The sequence below is a fragment of the Amycolatopsis lexingtonensis genome (assembly GCF_014873755.1).
Classification (GTDB): Bacteria; Actinomycetota; Actinomycetes; order Mycobacteriales; family Pseudonocardiaceae; genus Amycolatopsis; species Amycolatopsis lexingtonensis.
The window spans coordinates 3126777-3148873 of sequence record NZ_JADBEG010000001.1 but is presented as its reverse complement, the minus strand read 5'-3'; the positions used below and the strand labels follow the sequence as shown (position 1 = coordinate 3148873).

At 72.0% G+C, this 22097-nt stretch carries 22 protein-coding genes; 12 read left to right on the top strand and 10 right to left on the bottom strand.

The annotated features are described in order from the left end of the window. Positions 1 to 12 precede the first annotated feature (12 nt). Positions 13 to 1389 (top strand): alpha/beta fold hydrolase, encoded by a 1377-nt coding sequence (locus H4696_RS14325; protein ID WP_086863049.1) that lies wholly within the window; start codon positions 13 to 15, stop codon positions 1387 to 1389. Positions 1390 to 1495: 106 nt separating this feature from the next. On the opposite strand, the gene H4696_RS14320 is transcribed toward H4696_RS14325, so the two are convergent. Genes H4696_RS14320 through H4696_RS14305 form a run of 4 tightly spaced genes read right to left on the bottom strand, consistent with a single transcriptional unit; the run spans position 1496 to position 3902 of the window. Further along, entirely contained in the window at positions 1496 to 1885 is a 390-nt protein-coding gene (locus H4696_RS14320) for a nuclear transport factor 2 family protein (protein ID WP_143265262.1), read from the bottom strand. Between the two features lie 38 nt (positions 1886 to 1923). Beyond that, positions 1924 to 2832 carry an RNA polymerase sigma-70 factor gene (locus H4696_RS14315; protein ID WP_249027130.1) on the bottom strand — a complete coding sequence of 303 codons (909 nt, stop codon included), beginning with the start codon at positions 2830 to 2832 and terminating at the stop codon, positions 1924 to 1926. Between the two features lie 31 nt (positions 2833 to 2863). Continuing rightward, complete coding sequence (locus H4696_RS51230) at positions 2864 to 3106, bottom strand: hypothetical protein (RefSeq protein ID WP_211299764.1); 243 nt, start codon at positions 3104 to 3106, stop codon at positions 2864 to 2866. Positions 3107 to 3143: 37 nt separating this feature from the next. Continuing rightward, entirely contained in the window at positions 3144 to 3902 is a 759-nt protein-coding gene (locus H4696_RS14305) for an SDR family oxidoreductase (RefSeq protein WP_086863051.1), read from the bottom strand. A gap of 153 nt (positions 3903 to 4055) precedes the next feature. Between H4696_RS14305 and H4696_RS14300 the strand changes: the two genes are divergently transcribed. The 10 genes from H4696_RS14300 (at position 4056) to H4696_RS14255 (ending at position 15276) form a co-directional block, all read left to right on the top strand. Continuing rightward, positions 4056 to 5102 carry a ferritin-like domain-containing protein gene (locus H4696_RS14300; RefSeq protein WP_086863052.1) on the top strand — a complete coding sequence of 349 codons (1047 nt, stop codon included), beginning with the start codon at positions 4056 to 4058 and terminating at the stop codon, positions 5100 to 5102. A 285-nt stretch (positions 5103 to 5387) separates the two neighbouring features. Continuing rightward, positions 5388 to 9089 carry a nitrate reductase subunit alpha gene (locus tag H4696_RS14295; RefSeq protein WP_086863053.1) on the top strand — a complete coding sequence of 1234 codons (3702 nt, stop codon included), beginning with the start codon at positions 5388 to 5390 and terminating at the stop codon, positions 9087 to 9089. 1 nt (position 9090) lies between these two features. Beyond that, positions 9091 to 10656, top strand: a complete 1566-nt coding sequence (narH, locus tag H4696_RS14290) for a nitrate reductase subunit beta (RefSeq protein ID WP_086863054.1) — start codon at positions 9091 to 9093, stop codon at positions 10654 to 10656. Then, entirely contained in the window at positions 10653 to 11306 is a 654-nt protein-coding gene (gene narJ / locus H4696_RS14285; RefSeq protein WP_086863055.1) for a nitrate reductase molybdenum cofactor assembly chaperone, read from the top strand. The genes narH and narJ overlap by 4 nt, the downstream gene beginning before the upstream one ends. Beyond that, entirely contained in the window at positions 11303 to 12049 is a 747-nt protein-coding gene (gene narI / locus H4696_RS14280; RefSeq protein WP_086863056.1) for a respiratory nitrate reductase subunit gamma, read from the top strand. Before narJ ends, narI begins: the two co-directional genes overlap by 4 nt. After that, the gene (locus H4696_RS14275) at positions 12042 to 12440 is read left to right on the top strand and encodes a CBS domain-containing protein (RefSeq protein WP_158104376.1); all 399 of its coding nucleotides are present in this window, start codon (positions 12042 to 12044) and stop codon (positions 12438 to 12440) included. Before narI ends, H4696_RS14275 begins: the two co-directional genes overlap by 8 nt. Then, positions 12437 to 13183 carry a YwiC-like family protein gene (locus tag H4696_RS14270; RefSeq protein ID WP_158104377.1) on the top strand — a complete coding sequence of 249 codons (747 nt, stop codon included), beginning with the start codon at positions 12437 to 12439 and terminating at the stop codon, positions 13181 to 13183. Before H4696_RS14275 ends, H4696_RS14270 begins: the two co-directional genes overlap by 4 nt. Before the next feature lie 77 nt (positions 13184 to 13260). Next, a complete protein-coding gene (locus tag H4696_RS14265; protein ID WP_086863058.1) occupies positions 13261 to 14466 on the top strand; it encodes an MFS transporter in 1206 nt (401 codons plus the stop codon). Next, a complete protein-coding gene (locus tag H4696_RS14260; RefSeq protein WP_086863059.1) occupies positions 14459 to 14944 on the top strand; it encodes a hemerythrin domain-containing protein in 486 nt (161 codons plus the stop codon). Before H4696_RS14265 ends, H4696_RS14260 begins: the two co-directional genes overlap by 8 nt. Beyond that, positions 14941 to 15276: a cupin domain-containing protein gene (locus H4696_RS14255; RefSeq protein WP_086863060.1), complete on the top strand. Its 336-nt coding sequence runs from the start codon at positions 14941 to 14943 to the stop codon at positions 15274 to 15276. Before H4696_RS14260 ends, H4696_RS14255 begins: the two co-directional genes overlap by 4 nt. Before the next feature lie 5 nt (positions 15277 to 15281). Here the strand turns inward: H4696_RS14255 and H4696_RS14250 are convergent, their stop codons facing one another. Together H4696_RS14250 and H4696_RS14245 are read right to left on the bottom strand one after the other, a co-directional pair. Next, positions 15282 to 15986 (bottom strand): YceI family protein, encoded by a 705-nt coding sequence (locus tag H4696_RS14250; protein WP_086863061.1) that lies wholly within the window; start codon positions 15984 to 15986, stop codon positions 15282 to 15284. Positions 15987 to 16000: 14 nt separating this feature from the next. Beyond that, positions 16001 to 16486: a nitroreductase/quinone reductase family protein gene (locus H4696_RS14245; protein WP_086863062.1), complete on the bottom strand. Its 486-nt coding sequence runs from the start codon at positions 16484 to 16486 to the stop codon at positions 16001 to 16003. Between the two features lie 95 nt (positions 16487 to 16581). Here H4696_RS14245 and H4696_RS14240 point away from each other — a divergent pair, with 95 nt between their 5' ends. Next, positions 16582 to 17442 (top strand): hypothetical protein, encoded by an 861-nt coding sequence (locus tag H4696_RS14240; RefSeq protein WP_211299765.1) that lies wholly within the window; start codon positions 16582 to 16584, stop codon positions 17440 to 17442. A 27-nt stretch (positions 17443 to 17469) separates the two neighbouring features. On the opposite strand, the gene H4696_RS14235 is transcribed toward H4696_RS14240, so the two are convergent. The 4 genes from H4696_RS14235 to H4696_RS14220 are packed head-to-tail and all read right to left on the bottom strand — an operon-like array spanning position 17470 to position 22035. Next, the gene (locus H4696_RS14235) at positions 17470 to 18369 is read right to left on the bottom strand and encodes a carbamate kinase (protein ID WP_086863063.1); all 900 of its coding nucleotides are present in this window, start codon (positions 18367 to 18369) and stop codon (positions 17470 to 17472) included. Next, positions 18366 to 19388 (bottom strand): ornithine carbamoyltransferase, encoded by a 1023-nt coding sequence (gene argF / locus H4696_RS14230; RefSeq protein WP_476693059.1) that lies wholly within the window; start codon positions 19386 to 19388, stop codon positions 18366 to 18368. The genes H4696_RS14235 and argF overlap by 4 nt, the downstream gene beginning before the upstream one ends. Continuing rightward, positions 19385 to 20641, bottom strand: coding sequence for an arginine deiminase (locus H4696_RS14225; RefSeq protein WP_338064944.1), 1257 nt, complete (start codon positions 20639 to 20641; stop codon positions 19385 to 19387). Before H4696_RS14225 ends, argF begins: the two co-directional genes overlap by 4 nt. After that, positions 20623 to 22035: an amino acid permease gene (locus tag H4696_RS14220; RefSeq protein ID WP_086863064.1), complete on the bottom strand. Its 1413-nt coding sequence runs from the start codon at positions 22033 to 22035 to the stop codon at positions 20623 to 20625. Before H4696_RS14220 ends, H4696_RS14225 begins: the two co-directional genes overlap by 19 nt. Between the last annotated feature and the right edge of the window lie 62 nt (positions 22036 to 22097).

Here is a 22097-nt window from a genome sequence, read left to right as displayed (position 1 = left end):
AGGAGCGTTCGAATGGGTATCAGAACGACGTTGCCGGCCGTGGTCGCCGTCTTGGCCGCCGGCCTGCCCGCCGCCGCGCACGCGGCGGACGGTGCCCCGGCCTGTCCCGCCGCGGCGAGCTGCGCCGACGGGCAGCTGGCCGACGGCACGCCGTACAGCTTCGCCAAGCCGTCCGGCTGGAACGGAACCGTGCTGGTGGACCTCGACTTCGCCGCGGGCGGGTTGTCGAGCGGGCTGACCGCGAGCCTGCTGAAGCACGGCTACGCGGTGGGCGGCACCACGCGCACGGTCACCGGCTGGAACATCGCGCGAGCCATCGACAACCAGGCCGAAGCGCTCGGCCGCTTCGAAACCGCGTTCGGCCCGGCGCGGTACGCGATCGCCGAGGGCCGCTCGATGGGCGGCATGGTCGCCGCCGGGGTCGCCCAGGTGCACCCGGACCGCTTCGACGCGGCCGTCCCGATGTGCGGCGGCCTCGGTGGCGCGGTGGGGCAGTGGAACCAGAAGCTGGACACCGTCTTCACGCTCAAGACGTTGCTCTTCCGCGACACCGCCCTGCCGGTCACGAGCATCCCCGCCGACGTCCCCGGCACTCAGCAGCAGTGGGTTTCGGCGATGACGTCGGCCCAGGCCACCCCGGCGGGCCGGGCCCGGATCGCGCTCGCGGCGGCGATCGGCCAGGTGCCGGGCTGGGGCCTGGCCGCCGACGGCACGCCGACCCCGGTCCCGGCCCCCCGCGACGCGGACGGCGTCGAGCAGGGGATGTTCCTCGCGCTCGCGGGCGGCCCGCTGCCGTACCTCGGGCAGGCGATGAGCAGCCGCCGCGCGATCGAGCAGCTGGCGGGCGGCAACCCGTCGTGGAACACCGGCATCGACTACGCGCGCCAGCTCTCGACGGCCGCGCCGGAACAGCAGAACGCCGTACGCCGGCTGTACGCGCGGGCCGGGCTCGACCTGGGCGCCGACCTCGGCCGGCTTGCCGCCGAACCCCGCGTGGCCGCCGATCCCGCCGCCGTCCGCTACCTCGAGCACGGCATCGTGTTCACCGGCGACCTGCGGATCCCGGTCCTCACGGTCAACGGCACCGGCGACCAGATCTCGACCGTCGCCCAGCAGCAGTCCTACGGCACGCTGGTCGCGCGGGCGGGCAACGCGTCACTGCTGCGGCAGACGTACGTGCAGACTGCGGGACACTGCACGTACACGACCGGCGAACAGCAGGCGGCGATCGACCGGATGCTGACCCGCCTGCGGAGCGGGCACTGGCCGGACACGGCACCGGAGACGATGAACCACCTCTCGACGGCCGCCGACGGCGGGCCGGGACGGTATCTGCCTTACGTGCCGCCGCGGTTCAACCGGATGTACTCCACCGCTGCCGGGTCCTAGTGTCGCGCGTCCGAGGTTCGTTGACGGCCGGCGGCGCGTGCGAACGTCTTGAATGAGTCATTCAGGTCTTCGGAGGTCCTGAATGACTCATTCAAGACCTTTGGTTCTAGGCGGTATCCGGGGTCCCGCGGTGCCAGCCGGCCAGCTTGGCCGGGTTGAGCACGATCCACAGCGTCGTGATCCGGGACCCGGCCGTCTCGGCACCGACGACCGCGACCGGGCGGGAGGTGTGGCGCAGGGCGAGGCCGGTGCGGCCGTTGACGGACTCGACCGTCAGCACCGCACCGGGGCGCCCGCACAGCGATGCCACGACCAGCCGGGCGACCGCCGCCCGGCCGTGGACCGGGCCGGCCGGGCCGGGGACGTGCCCGCCGGCGTCGCACGTCGCGACGGCGTCGGCGGCCAGGACGGCGGTGAGCCCCGTGACGTCCGCCCGGCGGCAGGCGTCGGCGAACCTGCGGACGACGTCGTCGTGCCGATCACGGGATTCGCGCACCCGGTGCTCCCGTTCTCTCGCGCGGTGACGCCGGCGGCTCAGCCCGCCGACGACACCGCTTTGTTCTTGTCCGGGTTGACCAGCCACAGCACCTGGTCGATGCCGTCGGCGGTGGCGCCGATCGTGAGCAGGCCGTACACGACGCCGTTCTGCACGAGCACGGCGGACGTCTGCCCGTTCGTGACCGTCCAGCGGACCTCGACCTCGTCCCAGAACCAGGTGGAGATCGCGTGCAGGAACTTCGCCACCCGCGCCGCGCCCACGACCGGCGTGCGGGCGATGCCCTTGCGGCCGTTGCCGTCGGACAGGCTGGTGACGTCCGGCGTGAAGAGCCGCTCCAGCTCGGCCATGTCGCCGGACCGCGCGGCGGCGAGGAACGTGGCCAGCAGCTCCCGCTGCTCGGCCGCGGGCACCGACGCCTGCCGCTCGCTCTTCAGGTGCTTGCGGGCCCGGCTGACGAGCTGGCGCACCGCGGCGTCGGTCGAGGAGAGGATGTCGGCGATTTCCGCGTAGGAGTAATCGAAGGCTTCCCGCAGCACGTAGGCCGCGCGTTCGCCGGGGGTGAGCTTCTCCATCAGCAGCAGGGCCGCGAACTCCAGGGCTTCCCCGCGCTCGGCACCCAGGTACGGGTCCGCGCCGGTGTCGACCGGCTCGGGCAGCCACGGCCCGATGTAGGTCTCCCGCCGTTTCCGCGCCGACTGGAGGACGTTGATGGCCAGCCGGGTGGTGGTGGTCGCCAGGAAGGCCTCCGGACTGGCCACAGTGGACCGGTCGTAGGCCTGCCACCGCAGCCAGACCTCCTGCACCAGGTCCTCGGCCTCGGTGACGCTGCTCAGCATGCGGTAGGCGATCCCGAACAAGCGCGGCCGCAGCCGCGTGAACACCGCCGTGGCCGATTCGAGACCGGCCACGTCGCCGAGTTCGGCACCCACTCCGGAATCCGCCACCCCACGTCCCCTCGTCGTCTCGCAAGCCACTCTACGAGATCGGTTCCCGTGCCCGGACCAGATTGTGGTAGCCCGTGTCTCCCCGGCGCTCGAGGGCCGCCCGCGCGGCCGGCACCGCGGCCTTGAGGCCGAACGCGTGCGCCAGGTCCTGGACAACCACGGCACCCATCCGGTTCTCCAGCGCGGCCAGGCCGGTCTCGTCGCGGACCACCCCGGCGTGCTCGGTCATGGTGTCCCGCACCGCCCGCCGCAGGGCGCGCACGTTCGCGGCCACGATCCGGACGGTCTCGGGGGCGGCCGGCCGGTCACGCTCACTTGGCCGGCGGCGGGTTGAGCGGCAGCCAGTCGGCGAACCGGGTGTCGGCCGGCTGCGCGCCGGGGCCGGGCAGGAGCATGTCCTTGTCCAGCAGGGCACCGAAGTAGCGCGCGTCCGGGTCGGTGACGACCTCGCGCGGGTCGCCGCGGAAGGCCAGCCCGGTGCGGATCAGCTCGTCGAGACCGAACTGCTCGGGACCGGCCACCTCGACGGTGCCGTTCAGCGGGGTGCCGGCGGCGACCCGGCCGACCGCGGTGGCCACGTCGTCGGCGGCCATCGGCTGGATGCGCGCGTCCGACAGGCGGACGGTGTTCCCCTCGGTCGCCGACTGGGCGATGCTGCCCACGAACTCGAAGAACTGCGTGGCGTGCACGATCGAGTACGGCCGCCCGGACTCCTTGATGAGCTTCTCCTGCGCGATCTTCGCGCGGAAGTAACCGCTTTCGGCGAGCCGCTCGGTGCCGACGACCGACAACGCGACGTGATGGCCCACCCCGGCCTTCTCCCCGGCGGCGAGGAGGTTCCCGGTGGAGGTGCGGAAGAAGTCCAGCACGGCGTCGTCGGCGAACGACGGCGAGTTCGAGACGTCGACCAGGACCTGGGCGCCCGCCAGCACTTCGGCCAGCCCCTCGCCGGTCAGCGTGTTCACGCCCGATTCGGGTGACGCGGGGACCGCTTCGTGGCCGTGTGCGGTCAGCTTCCGGACGAGCTTCGAGCCGATCAGCCCGCTGCCGCCGATCACGACGATCTTCATGGTGTGTCTCCTCCCGCGTCCCGGCCGCTCCGGGACGTCGTTCGCCAGTAAGGACCGGACCGGCGCCCGGTTTGTGACAGCCCCGGGCTGTCACAAACCGCGACGGCGTCCGGTCTTGCCTGGCGACACCCACCTGACGAACCGGAGCACCGCATGGACACCCGTGGCGCCCACGCCATCGACACGATCGACGATCTCCGCCGCCACCTGCAGTGGGCGATCGAACTCGAGCACGCGACGATCCCGCCGTACCTGTGCGCGCTGTACTCGCTGGACGCGGCGCGCAACCCCGAAGCCACCCAGGTCGTCGGCACGGTCCTCGCCGAGGAGATGATCCACCTGGCCCTGGCCGCGAACCTGCTCAACGCCGTCGGCGGCGAGCCGAAGCTCGACACGCCGGAGCTGCTGCCGCCGTACCCGCACCCGCTGCCCCACGGCGACCGGTCCGTGCACGTCCACCTGGTCCCGTTCGGCCCCGAGGCGCTGGAGCTGTTCCTGCGCATCGAGCAGCCGGAGTCGGCGGACGCGCCGCCGCAGGCCGACGAGTACCGCACGATCGGGCAGTTCTACGCCGCGATCGAGCAGGGGCTGCGCAAGCTGTGCGACGAGCTGGGCGAGGAGCAGGTGTTCACCGGCGACCCGGCCCGCCAGATCGGCGAGCTCCACCTCCGCGGCGGCGGTGGCGAGGTGCTCCCGGTCCACGACCTGAAGTCCGCGTCGGCCGCGCTGGCGGAAATCGTCGAGCAGGGCGAAGGCGCCGCGCGCACCGACGTGTGGGACGGCGACCGTGACGTCTTCCACCCCGACCGGGAGGAGGTCGCGCACTACTTCCGGTTCCAGGAGCTGAAGGTGGGCCGCCGCTACCAGACCGGCGACACCCCGCAGTCCGGCCCGACCGGCGAGCAGATCGCGGTCGACTTCGACGGTGTGCTGCCGATGCGGCCCGACCCGCGGACCGCCGACTACCCGGCAGGCAGCCCGATCCGCGTCGCGCAGGAGGAGTTCAACCAGACGTACTGCCTGCTGCTCTTCCAGCTGGAGGAGGCGTTCAACGGCAGCCCGGGCGGGATGATGGACGCGGTCGGCACGATGTTCGCGCTGCGCAAGCAGGCACAGGCGTTGATGAAGCTGCCCACCGGCGACGGGACGACGACGGCGGGCCCGACGTTCGAGTACGTGCCGCCGGAGCAGCGCAACTGAAGCGCGGCGGTGCGCCTGGCAACGGGTTTCGCCGACGTCTTGAATGAGTCATTCAGGACCTCCGAAGACCTGAATGACTCATTCAAGACACTGCCGGCCGGGACGGCCTCCGGGCCCACCGGACCTCCTGCCGTCCACGAAGGACGAAGGTCACTTCGGCCCGTGACATTCGCCTGCCGATCGCCACGGGGATTTCGCCGAAGCTGGACCGCGTGCGGCTGACACCAGGGTGGTGTCGCGGCGGGGCGCTCGCCGCCGCGCCGGTCCGCGCGGAGGAGTCGCGCCTTGTCCACTCGACCAGTTCCGGCGAACGACCACGTTCCCGGGCACGGACCGCTACTGGGCGTCCGCCGCTTCCTGACCAAGGAGACCGTCGGCGACCACGGGCGCACCCTGCACCAGATCGACGCGGGCGCCTGGGAGTCCTTCTACCGCGACCGGTGGAGCTACGACAAGGTCGTGCGCTCCACCCACGGCGTCAACTGCACCGGGTCGTGCTCGTGGAACGTCTTCGTCAAGGACGACCTCATCACCTGGGAGCACCAGGCCACCGACTACCCCACGACCGGCCCGGACAGCCCGGACTACGAACCTCGCGGCTGCCCGCGCGGCGCGTCGTTCTCCTGGTACGAGTACTCGCCGTCTCGGGTCCGGCACCCCTACGTGCGGGGCTCGCTGCTCACCATGTTCCGGGCGGGGTTGAAGCGGTTCGGTGACCCGGTCGCGGCCTGGGCCGACATCGTCGAAGACCCGCGCAAGGCCGAGGCCTACAAGGGACAGCGCGGCCGCGGCGGGTTCGTGCGGGCGACGCTGGACGAGGCGACGGCGATGGTGGCCGCCGCGCACGTGTACACCACCAAGACCTTCGGGCCGGACCGCGTGGTCGGGTTCTCGCCGATCCCCGCCATGTCGATGGCGTCCTTCGCCGCCGGGACCCGCTACCACGCGCTGCTCGGCGGGACGCTGCTCTCGTTCTACGACTGGTACGCCGACCTGCCGGTCGCCTCGCCGCAGGTGTGGGGCGACCAGACCGACGTCCCCGAGGCCGGCGACTGGTGGAACGCGACCTACCTGATCATGTGGGGCTCCAACATCCCGGTCACCCGCACCCCGGACGCCCACTTCCTCGCCGAGGCCCGCTACCGCGGCACCAAAGTCGTCGCGGTCAGCCCCGACTACGCCGACAACGTCAAGTTCGCCGACGACTGGCTGGCCCCGCACCCCGGCACCGACGGCGCGCTCGCGATGGCCATGGGCCACGTCGTGCTCACCGAGTTCTTCCGCGACCGCCAGGTCCCGTACTTCACCGACTACGTGCGCTCCTACACCGACCTGCCGTTCCTGGTCACGCTGCGCGAGCGCGAGCCCGGCGTCTACACCAGCGACCGGTTCCTCACCGCCGCCGACCTGGGTGACACCACCGAAAGCGCGGAGCACAAGACCGTCCTGCTCGACGACGCCACCGGCGGACCCGTCGTGCCCAACGGCTCGCTCGGGTTCCGGTACGGCGCCGAGGGCGAGGGCCGCTGGAACCTCGACCTCGGCACCGTCGTCCCGGCGCTCGGGGTGCTGGACCACGCCACCGGGCAGGTCGCCGTCGACCTCGCCCGCTTCGACGCCGGCGAGACCGAGGGCGGCACCACGATGCGCCGCGGCGTTCCGGTCGTCCGGGTCGGCGAGCACCTGGTCACCGGCGTGTTCGACCTGGTCATGGCCCAGTACGGTGTCCGCCGGGGCGGCCTGCCCGGCGAGTGGCCGACCGGCTACGACGACGCCGAAGCCCCGAACACCCCGGCCTGGCAGGAGCGCATCACCGGCGTGCCCGCGGCGCTCGCCACGAAGATCGGGCGCGAGTTCGCCCGCAATGCCGAGCGCAGCCACGGCCGGTCCCTGATCGCCATGGGCGCGGGCGCGAACCAGTGGTTCCACTCCGACATGACCTACCGCGCGTTCATCGCGCTGGTCACCCTCACCGGCTGCCAGGGCGTCAACGGCGGTGGCTGGGCGCACTACGTCGGCCAGGAGAAGGCCCGGCCGGTCACCGGCCAGCAGCACCTGAGCTTCGCCTTCGACTGGCAGCGCCCGATGCGCCACCAGGCGAGCACGCCGTTCTGGTACCTGCACACCGACCAGTGGCGGTACGAGAAAGTTCCCGCCGACGAGCTGGCGTCCCCGCTGGGGGAGGGCCGGCTGGCCGGGATGACCTTCGCCGACACCGTCGCGGCCGCGCAGCGGATGGGCTGGTCGCCCGGGCACCCGGCGTTCGACCGCAACCCCCTCGACCTGACCGACGAAGCCGCCGCGGCGGGGGTGAGCACCGCCGAGCACATCGTCGGCGAGCTGAAGGCGGGACGGCTCACGGCCGTCGCCGACGACCCCGACGACCCCGCGAACTTCCCGCGCTGCCTGACCCTGTGGCGGGCCAACCTGCTCGGCTCGTCCGGCAAGGGCAACGAGTTCTTCATGAAGCACCTGCTCGGCGTCGACTCGCTGGCCTCGGCCGAGGAGTGCGGGCCCGGTGAGCGGCCGCGTGACGTGGCGTGGCGGGACGAGGCGCCCACCGGCAAGCTCGACCTGCTCACCACGATCGACTTCCGGATGACCAACACCGGCCTGCACTCCGACATCGTGCTGCCCGCGGCCACCTGGTACGAAAAGCACGACATCTCCACGACCGACATGCACCCGTTCGTGCACGCGTTCTCCCCGGCGGTCGCGCCGCCGGCCGACGTGCGCACCGACTACGACGCCTTCCTGGCCATCGCCGACAAGGTCAGCGAGTACGCGGTCACCCACCTCGGCACGCGCCGGGACGTGCTGGCCGCGCCCTTGCAGCACGACACCCCCGACGAGCTGGCGACGCCGTCGGGCCGGGTGCGTGACTGGCGCCGCGGCGAGTGCGAGCCGATCCCCGGCGTGACCATGCCGAAGCTCGTCGAGGTCGAGCGGGACTACACCCTGATCGGCGCCAAGATGCGCGCGGTCGGCCCGCTGCTGGACAAGCTCGGCACGACGACCAAGGGCATCACCGTCGACGTCACCCCGGAGCTGGCGTACCTGCGCCACCGGAACGGCGTCGTCGGCCACGGCCCCTTCGCGGACCGGCCGTCACTGTCCACAGCGGACCGGATGTGCGAGGCGATCCTCGCCCTGTCCGGCACCACCAACGGCCGCCTCGCCCACGAAGGCTTCCTGCAGCTGGAAAAGCGGACCGGGCAGCCGTTCACCGACCTCGTCGAAGGCCACGAGACCGACCACGTCACCTACGCGGCCACCCAGCAGGCGCCACAGCCGGTGTTCACCAGCCCGGAGTGGTCCGGCTCGGAAAAGGGCGGCCGCCGGTACTCGCCGTTCACCATCAACGTCGAGCGGCACAAGCCGTGGCACACGCTTACCGGGCGGCAGCACTTCTTCGTCGAGCACGACTGGGTCGCCGAACTGGGCGAGCACCTGCCCGGCTACCGGCCGCCGCTGAACATGGCGCGCCACTTCGGCAAGCCCGGCGAGCTTGCTGATGGCGGCGTCACCGTCCGGTTCCTCACGCCGCACGCGAAGTGGTCGATCCACTCGATGTACCACGACAACGAGCTGATGCTCGCGCTTTCGCGCGGCGGGCCGGTGATCTGGATGAGCGTCCAGGACGCCGCGAAGATCGGCGTCGCGGACAACGACTGGATCGAAGCGGTCAACCGCAACGGCGTCGTCGTGGCGCGCGCGGTGGTCAGCCACCGGATGCCCGAGGGCACGGTGTTCCAGTACCACTCGCCCGAGCGCACGGTGAACGTCCCGAAGACCGAGAAATCCGGCCAGGGCAAGGGAAAGCGCGGCGGCTACCACAACTCGATGACCCGGCTGCTGGTCAAGCCCACGCACCTCGCGGGCGGGCACGCCCAGCTGACCTACGCCTTCAACTACTACGGCCCCATCGGCAGCCAACGCGACGAGATCACCGTCATCCGGCGGCGCAGCCAGGAAGTGGAGTACTGACATGCGCATCCGCGCTCAAGTGGCGATGGTGATGAACCTCGACAAGTGCATCGGCTGCCACACGTGTTCGGTCACCTGCAAGCAGACGTGGACCAACCGTGAGGGCACCGAATACGTCTGGTTCAACAACGTCGAGACGAAACCCGGCATCGGCTACCCGAAGCACTACGAGGACCAGGACCGCTGGAAGGGCGGCTGGCGGCTCGACGCCAAGGGCCGGCTTGTGCTGCGCTCCGGCGGCCGCGTGAAGCGGCTGTCGCGGATCTTCGCCAACCCCGACCTGCCGACGCTCGAGGACTACTACGAGCCCGCGACCTTCGACAAGGACGTCCTCGTCGACGCGCCCGCCGGGCTGACCGACACTCCCGTCAAGCAGCCGCGCTCGGCGCTCACCGGCGAGCCGATGAGCCTGGAGTGGGGCGCCAACTGGGAAGACGGCCTCGGCGGCGCCCACGAGCGGGCCGGCACCGACCCGAACATCACCGCGATGGACCCGGAAGCGGCCGCGCGGGTGAAGTTCGAGTTCGAGAAGACGTTCATGTTCCACCTGCCGCGCATCTGCGAACACTGCCTCAACCCGGCGTGCGTCTCGGCGTGCCCGTCGGGCGCGATGTACAAGCGTGAAGAGGACGGCATCGTCCTGGTCGACCAGGACCGCTGCCGCGGCTGGCGGATGTGCGTGAGTGCCTGCCCGTACAAGAAGGTCTACGTCAACCACGCCACCGGCAAGGCCGAGAAGTGCACCTTCTGCTTCCCGCGCATCGAAGCCGGGCAGCCCACGATCTGCTCCGAGACCTGCGTCGGCCGCTTGCGGTACCTGGGGCTGGTCTTCTACGACGAGGACGCCGTGCTCGCCGCCGCTTCGGTCGAGGACGAGCGCGAGCTGCTCGCCGCGCAGCGCGACGTGTTCCTGGACCCGAACGACCCCGAGACCGTGCGACTGGCGACCGAAGCCGGGCTGCCCGAGGAGTGGGTGCTCGCCGCGCAGGCGTCGCCGGTGTGGCAGCTGATCAGCGAGTACCGGATCGCGCTGCCGCTGCACCCGGAATACCGCACCCTGCCGATGGTCTGGTACGTCCCGCCGCTCTCGCCGGTGCTGGACGCCGTCGGGGCGGCCGGGCGCGACGACACCGACGCCGACGACGTCTTCCACACCATCCGCGACCTGCGGATCCCGGTGGAGTACCTGGCCGAGCTGTTCACCGCGGGCGACGCCGACGCCGTGGCCGGGGTGCTGATGAAGCTCGCCGCGATGCGCTCGTACATGCGAGCCCGGACGCTCGACGGCACCGTCGCCGAGGAGATCTGCGAAGCCGTCGGCATGCCGGGGGAGCGGATCGAGGCGATGTACCGGCTGCTCGCGATCGCGAAGTACGACGAGCGGTACGTCATCCCCACCGCATACAGCAAGGCTGCCGCCGAACTGGAAGCGCACGCAGCGTCCACTTCGGACTGTTCACTCGACTGCGCCGGTGGCCCGGGCATGACGGAGCCGGGCGCCCTGGCCAGCCGTCGCTCCGACGGGCGGCTCGGCCTGTCCATCGGCCCGGCGGGAGGCGAGTCGTGATCCCCGAAGACCGGCCGCGCTTGTTCGACCTCGCGTCGTTGCTGCTCACCTACCCCGACAGCCGGTTGTCCGGCGCGGCGGCGGAACTGCGCGGCGCCGTCGGCGAAATCACCGACGCCGAGGTGCGCGAGCGGCTCACGGCGTTCCTCGGCTGGTTCCTCACGACCGACCCGATCGAGGTCGAAGCCCACTACGTGCGGACGTTCGACCTGCGCCGCCGCTGTGGCCTGTACTTGACGTACTACCTGCACGGCGACACCCGCAAGCGCGGCATCGCCCTGCTCACGCTCAAACAGCGCTACCGCGCCCACGGCCTGCGCCTGGCCGAGGGGGAGCTGCCGGACCTGCTGCCGGTGGTGCTCGAGTTCGCCGCCGCCGTCGGCCCGGGTGACGGCGAAGCGCCGCTGCGCCAGCACCGCCAAGGCTTGGAACTGCTCCGCGTCGCCTTGGCCGAGGCCGGATCGCCCTACCACCACTTGCTCGAAGCCGTCGTCGCCGCGTTGTGCCCGCTCACCGATACCGACCGGGAGGCGATCCGGGCGCTCGCCGTCGACGGACCGCCCGTCGAATCGGTCGGCCTCGCGCCCTACGGCACCGGCGCGATCGGGTTCGGTGCCGGTTCGTGCCCGTCCTTGGAGAGTGCCCCGTGAGCACGTTCGTCTGGATCGTCATTCCCTACGCCTGCCTCGCGGTGTTCGTGCTCGGCCACGTCTGGCGGTGGCGCAAGGACCAGTTCGGGTGGACCACCCACACCAGTCAGTTGCTGGAGAGCCGCATCCTGCGCTGGGGTTCGCCGCTGTTCCACCTCGGCGCGTTCGGCGTGATCGGCGGCCACGCCATGGGCCTGCTGGTGCCGGCCTCCCTGACGGCGGCGCTGGGCATCCCGGAAAGCCTCTACCACGCCACCGCGGTGTGGGGCGGCACGATCACCGGCGTCATGCTGGTCGCCGGTCTGGTGCTGCTGATCGCCCGCCGGTTCGTCAAGGGCCGTCTCCGCCGGACGACGACCACAATGGACAGAGTTCTTTATATGGCACTCGCCGTGATGGTGGTGCTCGGGATGACGGCCACCGTCGGCACCAACCTGCTGGGGGAGGGCTACGACTACCGCGAGACGATCGCGGTCTGGTTCCGGAGCGTCTTCTGGTTCTCGCCGCAGAGCCACCTGATGATCGAAGCGCCACTGGTCTACCAGCTGCACGCGGTCGGCGGGTTCCTGTTCCTGGCGCTGTGGCCGTTCACGCGGCTGGTCCACGTGTGGTCGGCACCGCTGGCCTACCTGTGGCGCCCGTACGTGGTCTACCGCGCCCGGCGGGGTGCGCCGCCCGTGCCGGTCCCCGCTCCGGCCGTCGTGCGCGACCGGGCCGTCGCGGAGCGGAAGAGCGTTGCGTGAGCCGACGGCCGGCGACGTGGTCGTCCGGCTGCCCAAGACACTGCCGGTGGACACCTCCGTCGCGCAGGCCCGCGCTTGCTTCACGGACGACCACGTCCACCTGCTCCTGCTCACCGAAGCCGGACGGCTGCTGGGCACCCTGGCCCGCGAGGACCTGGCCGGCGTCGCCGACGGGCCGGCTCTGGTCCACTCGCGCGTGGCGGGCCGGACGATCCCGGCGGAGCTGCCCGCCGCGGACGCCCGGCAGCTCATGCTGGCCCGCGGGCAGCGGCGGCTGGCTGCGGTCGACGCCGAGGGCGTCCTCGTGGGGCTGCTGTGCCTCAAGCGGCGCCGCACCGGGTTCTGCAGCGACGCCGATGTCGCCGCGCGGGCGGCGGAGCGCGGCTCGTGAGCACGCGGACTCCGGCCCGCCGTCGCGATCCGGTGCTGCCCGGGCAGCACGGCGCGTGGGGATTTCTCGCGCTCCCGCTGCTCCTCGGCATCGCGGCCACCGGCTGGTCGTTCTGGCTGGTCCCGCTGGCGGTCGCCTGGGTGGCCGCCTACCCGTGCAGCTGGGCGCTGACGGGCCTGCTCACCGCCCGGCGGCCCGAGCGGTTCCGCAAGGCGGCGCGGCTGTGGACCCCGATCTGCGTCGCCGCCGGCGTCCCGCTGCTGGTCACCCACCTTTGGCTCGGCGGCGTACTGGTCGCGTACCTCCTGCTCTTCGTCGTCAACCTGCGGCTGGCACGGGCGCGCCGGGAACGCTCGCTGGCCAACGGCCTGGTGCTGATCGCCGAGTGCGTGCTGCTGGTGCCGGTCGTGGCCGGCGTGGTCGACGGCGAAATCGGGACGCTGCCCGTGCTGACCGCCGCGGTGCTCACCGCCCTCGCGCTCGTCGGCTCCACCTTGCACGTGAAATCGCTGATCCGGGAACGCGCCAACCCGGCCTACACGCGGGCATCCCGGGCTTTCGCGCTCGCCTCGCCCGTTGTCGTGTACCTGGTTTCCGGGCACGGGTGGCTGGTGGTGCCGTTCGTCCTCTTGGCCGTCCGGGCGTTCTGGTGGCACGACCCCTCCTGGCGCCCGGCCCGGATCGGCCTGGTCGAGCTGGGCGGGCTCGTTTGCGTTGCCGCAGCGGCCTTTCCGGTCCTCTAGTGCACTGTGGACCTTGGTCCTCGGACGGAAGGACTTCGGCTCTGTCCCGGGCATCGCGGAGCGCGGATGCTGGGCCGATGACCTCGACACCAGACCACCCGGTCAAGACCGGACGGCGGATGCTCATGCTGGGCCTGGCCACCGCCGGGTTCGCGCTGAACTTCTGGGCGTGGGCCCTGCTGAGCCCCCTCGGCCCGCTCTTCAAGGATTCCCTGAAGCTGACCGCGTTCCAGCAAGCCCTCTTGGTCGCCGTCCCCGTGGTGGTCGGCTCCCTCGGGCGGATCCCGGTGGGCGCGCTGACCGACCGGTTCGGCGGACGCGTGATGTTCCCGGTGATCTCGGCCCTGACCATCGTGCCCGTGCTGTTCCTCGGCCTCGCCGGGCACTCGTCGCTGGCCGCGCTGCTGATCGGCGGGTTCTTCCTCGGCCTCGGCGGCACGGCGTTCGCGGTCGGGGTCCCGTTCGTCAACGCCTGGTTCCCGCCCGAGCGGCGCGGGCTGGCGATCGGCGTCTTCGGCGCCGGGATGGGCGGCACCGCGATCAGCGCGCTGACCACGGTTCCGCTGGTGAAGGCGGGGGCCGTCGCGACGCCGTTCGTCATCACCGCCGTCGTTTTGGCCCTCTACGCGGTCGTCGCGGCCGTGTTCCTGCGTGACGCGCCGGGGCGCACGGTGCCGACCGAGCCGCTGGCACGAAGGATGCGCGACACCCTCCGGCTGCCGGTGACGTGGCAGGCCTCGGCGTTGTACGCCATCGCGTTCGGTGGCTACGTCGCCTTCTCCGTTTACCTGCCCGCCTACTTGAAGGCCGGCTACGGGCTCGCCCAGGCCGACGCGGCCAACCGCATGGCCGGCTTCGTGCTCTTCGCCGTGGTGATGCGCCCGATCGGCGGCTGGCTGTCCGACCGCTTCGGCCCCGTGCGGGTGCTGGGCGGCGTCTTCTCGGTGGTCGCCGTGACCGCCGCCGTCCAGGCGTTCACCCCCGGCCTGATGCCGCTGGGCACGATCGCGTTCCTGGCCATGGCGGCCGCGCTCGGCGCCGGCAGCGGCGCGGTGTTCGCGCTCGTCGCGCAGCTCGCCCCGGCGAACAAGGTCGGCTCGGTCACCGGCGTCGTCGGTGCCGCGGGCGGTCTCGGCGGGTTCATCCCACCGCTGGTGATGGGCGCGCTCTACGGCGAGCTGGGGTCGTACGCGCTCGGCCTGGCCGCACTGGCCCTGGTCGCGGGGGCGGCCCTCGCGTTCACCGCCACGGTGGCGCGGCGCTCGCTGCACCAGCATGTGTGAGTACTGCGGCTGCCAGGCCCTGACCGCCATCCGGGACCTGACCCGCGAACACGACGAAGTCGTCGCGCTGATCAGCCACGTCCGCGCCGCGCACGCCGACGGCGACGTCCCGGCGATGGCCGGCCTCGCCACCCGGATCACGCAGGTCCTCGGCCCGCACACGGCGGTCGAGGAGGACGGCCTGTTCCCGGCGATGGCGGCGGAGTTCCCGGACCACGTCGCCGACCTGACCGCCCAGCACCGCGTCATCGAGGCGGTGCTCGGCGAGGCCGCCGGGGGCCCGCCCGCCGACCCGGCCTGGCCGGACCGGCTGCTGGCGGCGCTGCACCTGCTCCGCGAGCACATCCTCGCCGAGCAGGACGGCGTCTTCCCCACGGCACTCGGCCGGCTGGACCCGGCCGAGTGGGACGCGATCGAGGCGGTCCGGCGGCGCGTCGGCACCGGCCTGGCCGAACGGACGGAGGAACCCGCGAAATGACCACCCACCCGCAAGTCACCCAGGTCGACACCGTCGCCGGCGAGCTGATCGACGAGGCCCGCGGGCACGGCACCCGCCGCGCCGCGCGGACCCTCATCACCGGAACCATGCAGCGCGCGACCCTCATCGCGCTCGCCGACGGCGCCGAGCTGGCCGAGCACGACTCGCCGCCGGCCGCCACCCTGTACGTGGTCACCGGCCGCGTGCGGCTGCACACCCACGACCACGCCTGGACCCTCGAACGCGGCCAGCTCGCCCGCATCCCGCCGGACCGGCACGGGCTGACCGCGCTCGCCGACAGCGCCGTGCTGCTGACTGTCGCGCTGCACTAAGTGCGTCAATGGCGGTGCAGGACCAGGGAAAATTCGGCGATACCGTGGTCGGCCAATGAGCCGAAGGGGCCGTAGCCCGCCGGGCTGGGGATGTCCCAGTCGGCGAACGTCACCGGAATCGTCCCCGCAGTGCGGAGCAGGTCGCCGTCCCGGCGGGCGGTGAGCGTGATCGTGACGGGATGAGTCCGGCCGCGCAGCATCAGTTGCCCCGCAACCGTTTCGGTGACGGCGTCGCCGGAGGCGAAGGTGGCGTCGACCTTCTGCGGCGCGGCCAGCGTCACGAGCGCCTCGGGGTACCGGGCCGTGTCGAGGCTGATGGCGAGCTGGGGCGTCGGCTTGCCGTTCGTGGTGAGGGTGGTGAGGTCGACGGTGAACCGGGCGGCGGTGGCCTGGTCGTCGGCGATGGTGAGGCTGCCGGCGACGGACCCGGTGCGCTGGACGACGTCGTTGCTCACGAAGAGAACGGTCTGCTGGATGCGGAAGCCCGCGGCGGAGCCGGTCGTGACATCCCATTGGCCCGCGAGGGGTCCGGTGGGAGCGCTGGTCGTGGCGGGCAAGGCCAGGGGGGCGGGCACCGGCGCGAGCTTGACGTAGAGGACGACCGCGGCCACGAGCAGGACGACCAGTGCGGCCAGGGCGATCAGGGTGCGGCGGAGCCAGCGGCGTTTGCGCGGCGGTCTGCTGGCGGTTTCGGACGTCGTGGTGATCATGGGTAACGGTCCTTTCAGCGCTGGGGCGCGGGGTCGGGAAGAACTTGGAAGACGGGGTAGTCGGCCGCGATGGCGTCGAACTCCGCGGCCGGCGCGTCGGGGCTGATCGCCAGGTGGGGGCGGGCGCCGGGCACGGTTTCGAGGTAGCGGCGGAGGATCGGGCCGCGGTCCGCGACGGGGATCTCGACGAGCCGGCACGGATGGCGGCCCCGGCGGTGGAGGACGGCGTGGCCGTCGGCGGCGCGGACGTTGTGCACCCAGTTGCACCGTTCGCCCAGCATCGGCACCAGGTACCAGCCGCCGTGCCAGTCGGCCATGCCCAGCGGGAACCGGGTCGGCCGACCGGAACGGCGGCCGGTCACCTGGAGGGTCACCCAGCGCGGGGGCAGCACGCCCCAGCTGAAGACGGCGGCCCACAGCCGGGAGAAGCGCCGGGCGGTGCGGTCCGCGCGGCCACCGCGGTACATCGCTCGCAAGCGGTCGGAAGAGTACGGCCACATGATCGTTCGTCTCCTTGGTCGGGTCCTCGGACTGGGGTAAGCTTGACCCGGTATGAGACTTGAGACATAGAGTCCAAAGTAACTTCGGAGTGGACGTGAACGAGCCGAGCCGTGAGCCGACCGGACTGGGCCGCCGCCGCGGCCGGCTGTCGGACCAGGAGACCGCCAGGCGGATGCTCGACGCGGCGGTGGCGATGGTCGACCGCACGGGCCTGACGGTGAGCCTGGACCACCTGCGGTTCGAGGACATCATCCGCGAGGCCGACGTCGCGCGCAGTGCCGTCTACCGCCGCTGGCCGTACAAGGACCTGTTCTTCAGCGACCTGTTGACCGAGCTGGCCGAGGCCGCCGTCCCGAGCGCGGCCGACACCGACGCGATCATCGGCCTGATCAAGAAGGTCGTGGCCGAGCGCCGGGACCGGCTCGGCACCGCCGAGGGGCGGCACGCGCTGCTGGTCGAGCTGTTCCGGCAGGCGGCGCTGCAGGACTTCCAGGACCTCTACGGGTCGGCCCGGTGGCGGACCTACCTCGCCCTGCACGCGACGTTCCTCAGCATCGCGGAAGGCGAGCTGCGGCAGCGGATCCAGGAGATCCTCGCCCGCTCCGAGCACGGGTTCGCCACCCGGGTCGCCGCGGCCTGGGAGCACATCGCGGCGTTGTTCGGCTACCGGCTGCGGCCCGAGCTGGGGTCGACGTTCGAGACGGTGGCGATCCTGGTCAGCGCCACCGCACGGGGCCTGATCCTGATGGCACTGTCCACACCGGACATCGCCGGCCGCCGGGTCTCGGCGCGCCCCTTCGGAGCGTCCGAGACCGCGGACTGGTCGCTGCCGGCGCTGGGCATCGCCGCCACGGCCGTAGCCTTCCTCGAGCCCGACCCGGAAGTCAGCTGGGACGACGACCGCGTCGAAGCCGTGCGGGCCGCGGTGAACTCGCTGACCCTGCCCACGCCGTGACGACCTGATCGGGCCGCGAGGAACCGCTCAGCCGTGGACCCGCGTGCCCGCGGCACCGCGGGCGAGATCCCCGGCCGCGTCGAGGCGGCCGATGGCGGCGAAGCCCCCGCCGGCGTCGACGAACCGGCAGGCCGCGGTGACCTTGGGGCCCATGGACCCGGCGGGGAAGCTGCGGGCCCGCAGCTCCGTGCTGGTGATGTCGTGGATGGGCCGGGCCCGCGGCGTGCCGTAGCCGTCCTGGACGGCGTCGACGTCGGTGAGGAGCAGCAGTGCGTCGGCGCCGATCGCCTGGCCGAGCAGAGCCGCGGTGAGGTCCTTGTCCACCACGGCTTCGACACCGCGGAGGCCGCTTTCCCCGGCGATCACGGGGATCCCGCCGCCACCCGCGCACACCACGGTGGCGCCGGTGCCGACCAGGTTTTCGAGCAGCGGCAGCTCGACCAGCCCGGCCGGTTCCGGAGACGGCACCACCCGCCGCCACGCGCCGCCGTCCTGGCGGACCTGCCAGCCGTGCCGGGCGGCGAGCCGTCCGGCGGTTTCCCGGTCGTAGACCTGGCCCACGAACTTGGTGGGAGCGGCGAACGCCGGGTCGGTGGCGTGCACCAGCGTCCGGGTGAGCACGCAGAACGCCGGGCGCCCGGTGGCGTTCTGCAGGGCCTGCACCAGCCAGTACCCGATCATGCCCTGGGTCTGGGCGCCGAGGACGTCGAAGGGGTACGGGCGGCGCAACGCCGGATCGGTCTCGTTCTCCAGCGCCAGCAGGCCGACCTGGGGCCCGTTGCCGTGGGTGATGACGAGCTCGTGCTCGCGCGCCAGCGGTGCCAGAGCCTCCGCGGCGGCCAGCACGTGCTTCTCCTGGATCTCGGACTCCGGTGGTTCGCCGCGTTCGAGCAGGGCGTTCCCGCCGAGGGCGACGACGATCCTCACGACCCCACCGTGGCGACCATGACGGCCTTGATGGTGTGCATCCGGTTCTCCGCCTGGTCGAAGACGATCGACGCGGGCGATTCGAAGACCTCGTCGGTGACTTCGAGGGCGTCGAGCCCGTACTGCTCGCCGAGCCGGCGGCCGATGGCGGTGTCGCGGCCGTGCAGGGCGGGCAGGCAGTGCAGGAACTTCACCGCCGGGTTTTCGGTGGCGCCGAGGACCTTGGCGTTGACCTGGTAAGGGAGCAGCTGCTCGATGCGCGGGCCCCAGGTCTCCTCCTGCTCGCCCATCGACAGCCACACGTCGGTGTAGAGGAAGTCGGCGTGGCGCACCGCTTCGCCGACGTCGTCGGTGACCAGCACGGTCGCGCCCGAAGCGTGGGCGACGTCGGCGGCGATGCGCCGGATCTCCGGCGCGGGCCAGAGTGCCTTCGGCGCGCAGACGCGGACGTCGAGCCCGAGCAGCGCGCCGGTGACCAGCAGCGAGTTGGCGACGTTGTTGCGGCCGTCGCCGAGGTAGCAGTAGGCGACGTCGTCGAGGGGCTTGCGGGCGTGGTCGCGCATGGTGAGGACGTCGGCGAGCATCTGGGTGGGGTGCCAGGTGTCGGTGAGCCCGTTCCAGACCGGGACGCCCGCGTACGCGCCGAGCGTCTCGACGGCGTCCTGGGACGAGCCGCGGAACTCGATGCCGTCGAACATCCGGCCCAGCACGCGGGCGGTGTCCTTGACCGACTCCTTGTGGCCCAAGTGGGATTCGTCGGGACCGAGGTAGGTGATGTGCGCGCCTTCGTCGTGGGCGGCGACCTCGAACCCGGAGCGGGTGCGCGTGGAGCTCTTCTCGAAGACGAGGGCGATGTTGCGCCCGGCCAGCCGCAGCGGCCGCGCGCCGGCGCGTTTCTCCCGGCGCAGCTCGGCGGCGAGGCTGACCAGGCCGCGGAACTCGTCGGCGGTGAGGTCGGTTTCCTTGAGCAGGTTGCGGCCCTGCAGGTGCATCGGGTTCTCCACGGGGTGAGTGGTCATCGGACGGGGTCGCGCTCGATCGGGCAGCTCATGCACCGGGGGCCGCCGCGCCCGCGGCCGAGCTCGCTGCCGGGGACGGTGATCACCTCGATGCCGTGCTTGCGCAGCATGGTGTTGGTGGCGACGTTGCGGTCGTAGCCGACGACGACGCCGGGAGCGACGGCGAGGTAGTTGTTGCCGTCGTCCCACTGCTCGCGCTCGGCGGCCCGGACGTCTTCGTCGGTGGACAGCACGGTGACCCGCTCGACGCCGAGGGTGCGGCCGAGCGTGGCCCAGAGGTCGTCGTTCTGCTCGACGGCGAGGGCACTGGGGCCGGGCGTCACGGTCCACGAGCGCAGCCGGCGGTCGAAGTAGGGGTAGAGCACGAACGTCGACGCGTCGACCATGGTCATCAGCGTGTCCAGGTGCATCATGGCGTGGGACCGGGGTAGCTCGACCGCGATGACCGTGTGCGCCTGGCCGCTGTCGAACAGCGCCCGGGCGAGCAGCTCGACGGCCATCGGGGTGGTCCGTTCGCCCATGCCGATGAGCACCGCGCCATCGCCGAGGACGTGGACGTCACCGCCTTCGATGGTCGCGGGGAAGTGGGTGGCGTCGTCGTCACCGAGGTAGGTGGTGAACTCCGCGTCCGCGAACAGGGGGTGGTAGCGGTAGATGGCCCGGGCGTGCAGGGTTTCGCGCTGCCGCGCGGGCTTGGCCATCGGGTTGATCGACACCCCGCCGTAGATCCAGCAGGAGTTGTCCCGCGGGAACAGGTGGTTGGGCAGGGGCGGCAGGAGGAAGTCGTCCGCCCGCAGCGTGTGCCACTTCAGGCTGCTCGTCCGCAGGGGGTGCAGGTCGGCCTTCAGGACGCCGCCGACCAGCGAACCGGCGAGGCTCGCGCCGTCGAGGTCGTCGAACAGCTTCCGCAGCGTGGGCACCAGGGCCGGGCCGACGGCCTGCGGGGTGCAGACCCGGTCGAGCACGAACGCGCGGCCCGCCGGGTCGTCGAGGGTCTCGGCGAGGAGGCGGTCGAAGTAGTGCACCCGCACGCCCTGTTCGCGCAGGGCCTCGGCGAAGACGTCGTGCTCTTCCTTGGCCTTGCGGGCCCACATGACGTCGTCGAAGAGCAGCTCGTGGACGTTGCGCGGGGTCAGCCGCGCCAGCTCCGGTCCCGGCCGGTGCAGGACGACCTGCCGGAGCCGGCCGGTCTCGGAGGCGACGGTGAAGTTCATCCGCTCGGCGGCCTTCCCGGTCACGCGGCCCGTGGCCACTGGTCGTCTTCGGCCGGTGCCGCCTGACCGCGTGTCGCGGTGGCGCGGCCCTTGAGCACGGCGTGCAGGATCAGGCCGGCGAGCAGCACGAGCATCGCCTCGTAGACGGCGGCGTACCCGGCGGCGAAGGTCACCCACAGCGAGAAGAGCACGGTCGCCGCGGTGATGACCAGGTCGCGGGCCAGCAGCCAGCCGTTCACCCGGCGCCGGCGGGACACCAGGTGGGTCAGCTGCGCGCAGGCGGAGAACAGGTAGGGGATGGCGACGGTGACCACCGCGAGGTTGACCAGGAAGGTGAACACGGTCAGGCCGGTGCCGGAGGTGTAGCGCCACACCATGAGCAGCGAAGGCAGCAGGGCCGCCAGCACGATCCCGAACCACGCGGTGTCCTTGCGGTCGGTCCAGGCGAACGCCCGCGGGAACAGCCCGTCCGCGGCGGCCGCGCGCGAGACCTCGGTGGTGACGAGGGTCCAGCCGTTCAGCGCGCCGATCCCCGAGACCACGGCGAGGGCGGCGACGAGCTTCCCGGCCCACGCGGCATCGGGCAGGATCGCCTCGAAGGCCGGGACGAACGGCGTGCCGCTCCCGGCCAGGACGTCGTGGGGGACGAGGCCCATGACGGCCGCGGACACCACCAGGTACAGCACCGCGCTGGCGCCGGTGCCCAGCAGCGAAGCCCGGCCGACGTTGCGCCCGGGCTCGCGGACCCGCTTGGCCGTCACCGCGGCGACCTCGACGCCGATGAACGAGAACAGCGCGACGCCGGCCGCGATGCCGATGGCGCTGTAGAGGCTGCCGCCGGAGGCGTTGAAGGCGCCGAAGTTGGCCCGGGACACGAAGAACCAGCCGATCACGCCGACGAACAGCAGCGGCAGGAACTTCAGGGCCACGGTGACGTTCTGGAACCAGGCCATCTGCTTGACCCCGATCAGGTTCACCGCGGCCGGGATCCACAGTCCCGCCAGCGCGATGCCGAGGTTCGCCCAGACCGTCGGGTTGTCGATGCCGAGCAGGGCTTCGACGTAGAGGACCCAGGAGGACACGATCGCGGCGTTGCCCGCCCACGCCGAAACCCAGTAGCACCAGCCGACGAGGTAGCCGGCGAAGTCGCCGAACTCGTGGCGGGCGTACGCGTACAGGCCGCCGTCGGAGTTGGGCACCCGCTTGGTCAGCTGTCCGAAAAGGACGGCCAGCAGCGCCGCACCGGCCGCGACGACGCCGAGGACGAGCAGGGAGCTGGTACCCGCGCCGGCCAGCACGGCGGGCATCGTGAAGACCCCGGTGCCGATGACGCTGCCGGCGACCAGGCCGGTCGCCGACGTCAGTCCCAGCGCCCGCATCCGGTGCTCGGCAGGCCGGCCCGGAGCCGGCTGTGTCTCTTGTGGATCGGACATCGCTCTCCCTCGCCGGCGACGATCACCGTCGAGTAGAGATGAAACCCGCCGGGGACGTCGCG

Coding starts and splice junctions, on each gene's coding strand:
- H4696_RS14250 (WP_086863061.1), bottom strand. CDS start 15,986: ATGATCACCACGACGTCCGAAACCGCCAGCAGACCGCCGCGCAAACGC.
- H4696_RS14265 (WP_086863058.1), top strand. CDS start 13,261: ATGACCTCGACACCAGACCACCCGGTCAAGACCGGACGGCGGATGCTC.
- H4696_RS14245 (WP_086863062.1), bottom strand. CDS start 16,486: ATGTGGCCGTACTCTTCCGACCGCTTGCGAGCGATGTACCGCGGTGGC.
- H4696_RS14300 (WP_086863052.1), top strand. CDS start 4,056: ATGGACACCCGTGGCGCCCACGCCATCGACACGATCGACGATCTCCGC.
- H4696_RS14220 (WP_086863064.1), bottom strand. CDS start 22,035: ATGTCCGATCCACAAGAGACACAGCCGGCTCCGGGCCGGCCTGCCGAG.
- H4696_RS14260 (WP_086863059.1), top strand. CDS start 14,459: ATGTGTGAGTACTGCGGCTGCCAGGCCCTGACCGCCATCCGGGACCTG.
- H4696_RS14305 (WP_086863051.1), bottom strand. CDS start 3,902: ATGAAGATCGTCGTGATCGGCGGCAGCGGGCTGATCGGCTCGAAGCTC.
- narH (WP_086863054.1), top strand. CDS start 9,091: ATGCGCATCCGCGCTCAAGTGGCGATGGTGATGAACCTCGACAAGTGC.
- argF (WP_476693059.1), bottom strand. CDS start 19,388: ATGACCACTCACCCCGTGGAGAACCCGATGCACCTGCAGGGCCGCAAC.
- H4696_RS14325 (WP_086863049.1), top strand. CDS start 13: ATGGGTATCAGAACGACGTTGCCGGCCGTGGTCGCCGTCTTGGCCGCC.
- H4696_RS14255 (WP_086863060.1), top strand. CDS start 14,941: ATGACCACCCACCCGCAAGTCACCCAGGTCGACACCGTCGCCGGCGAG.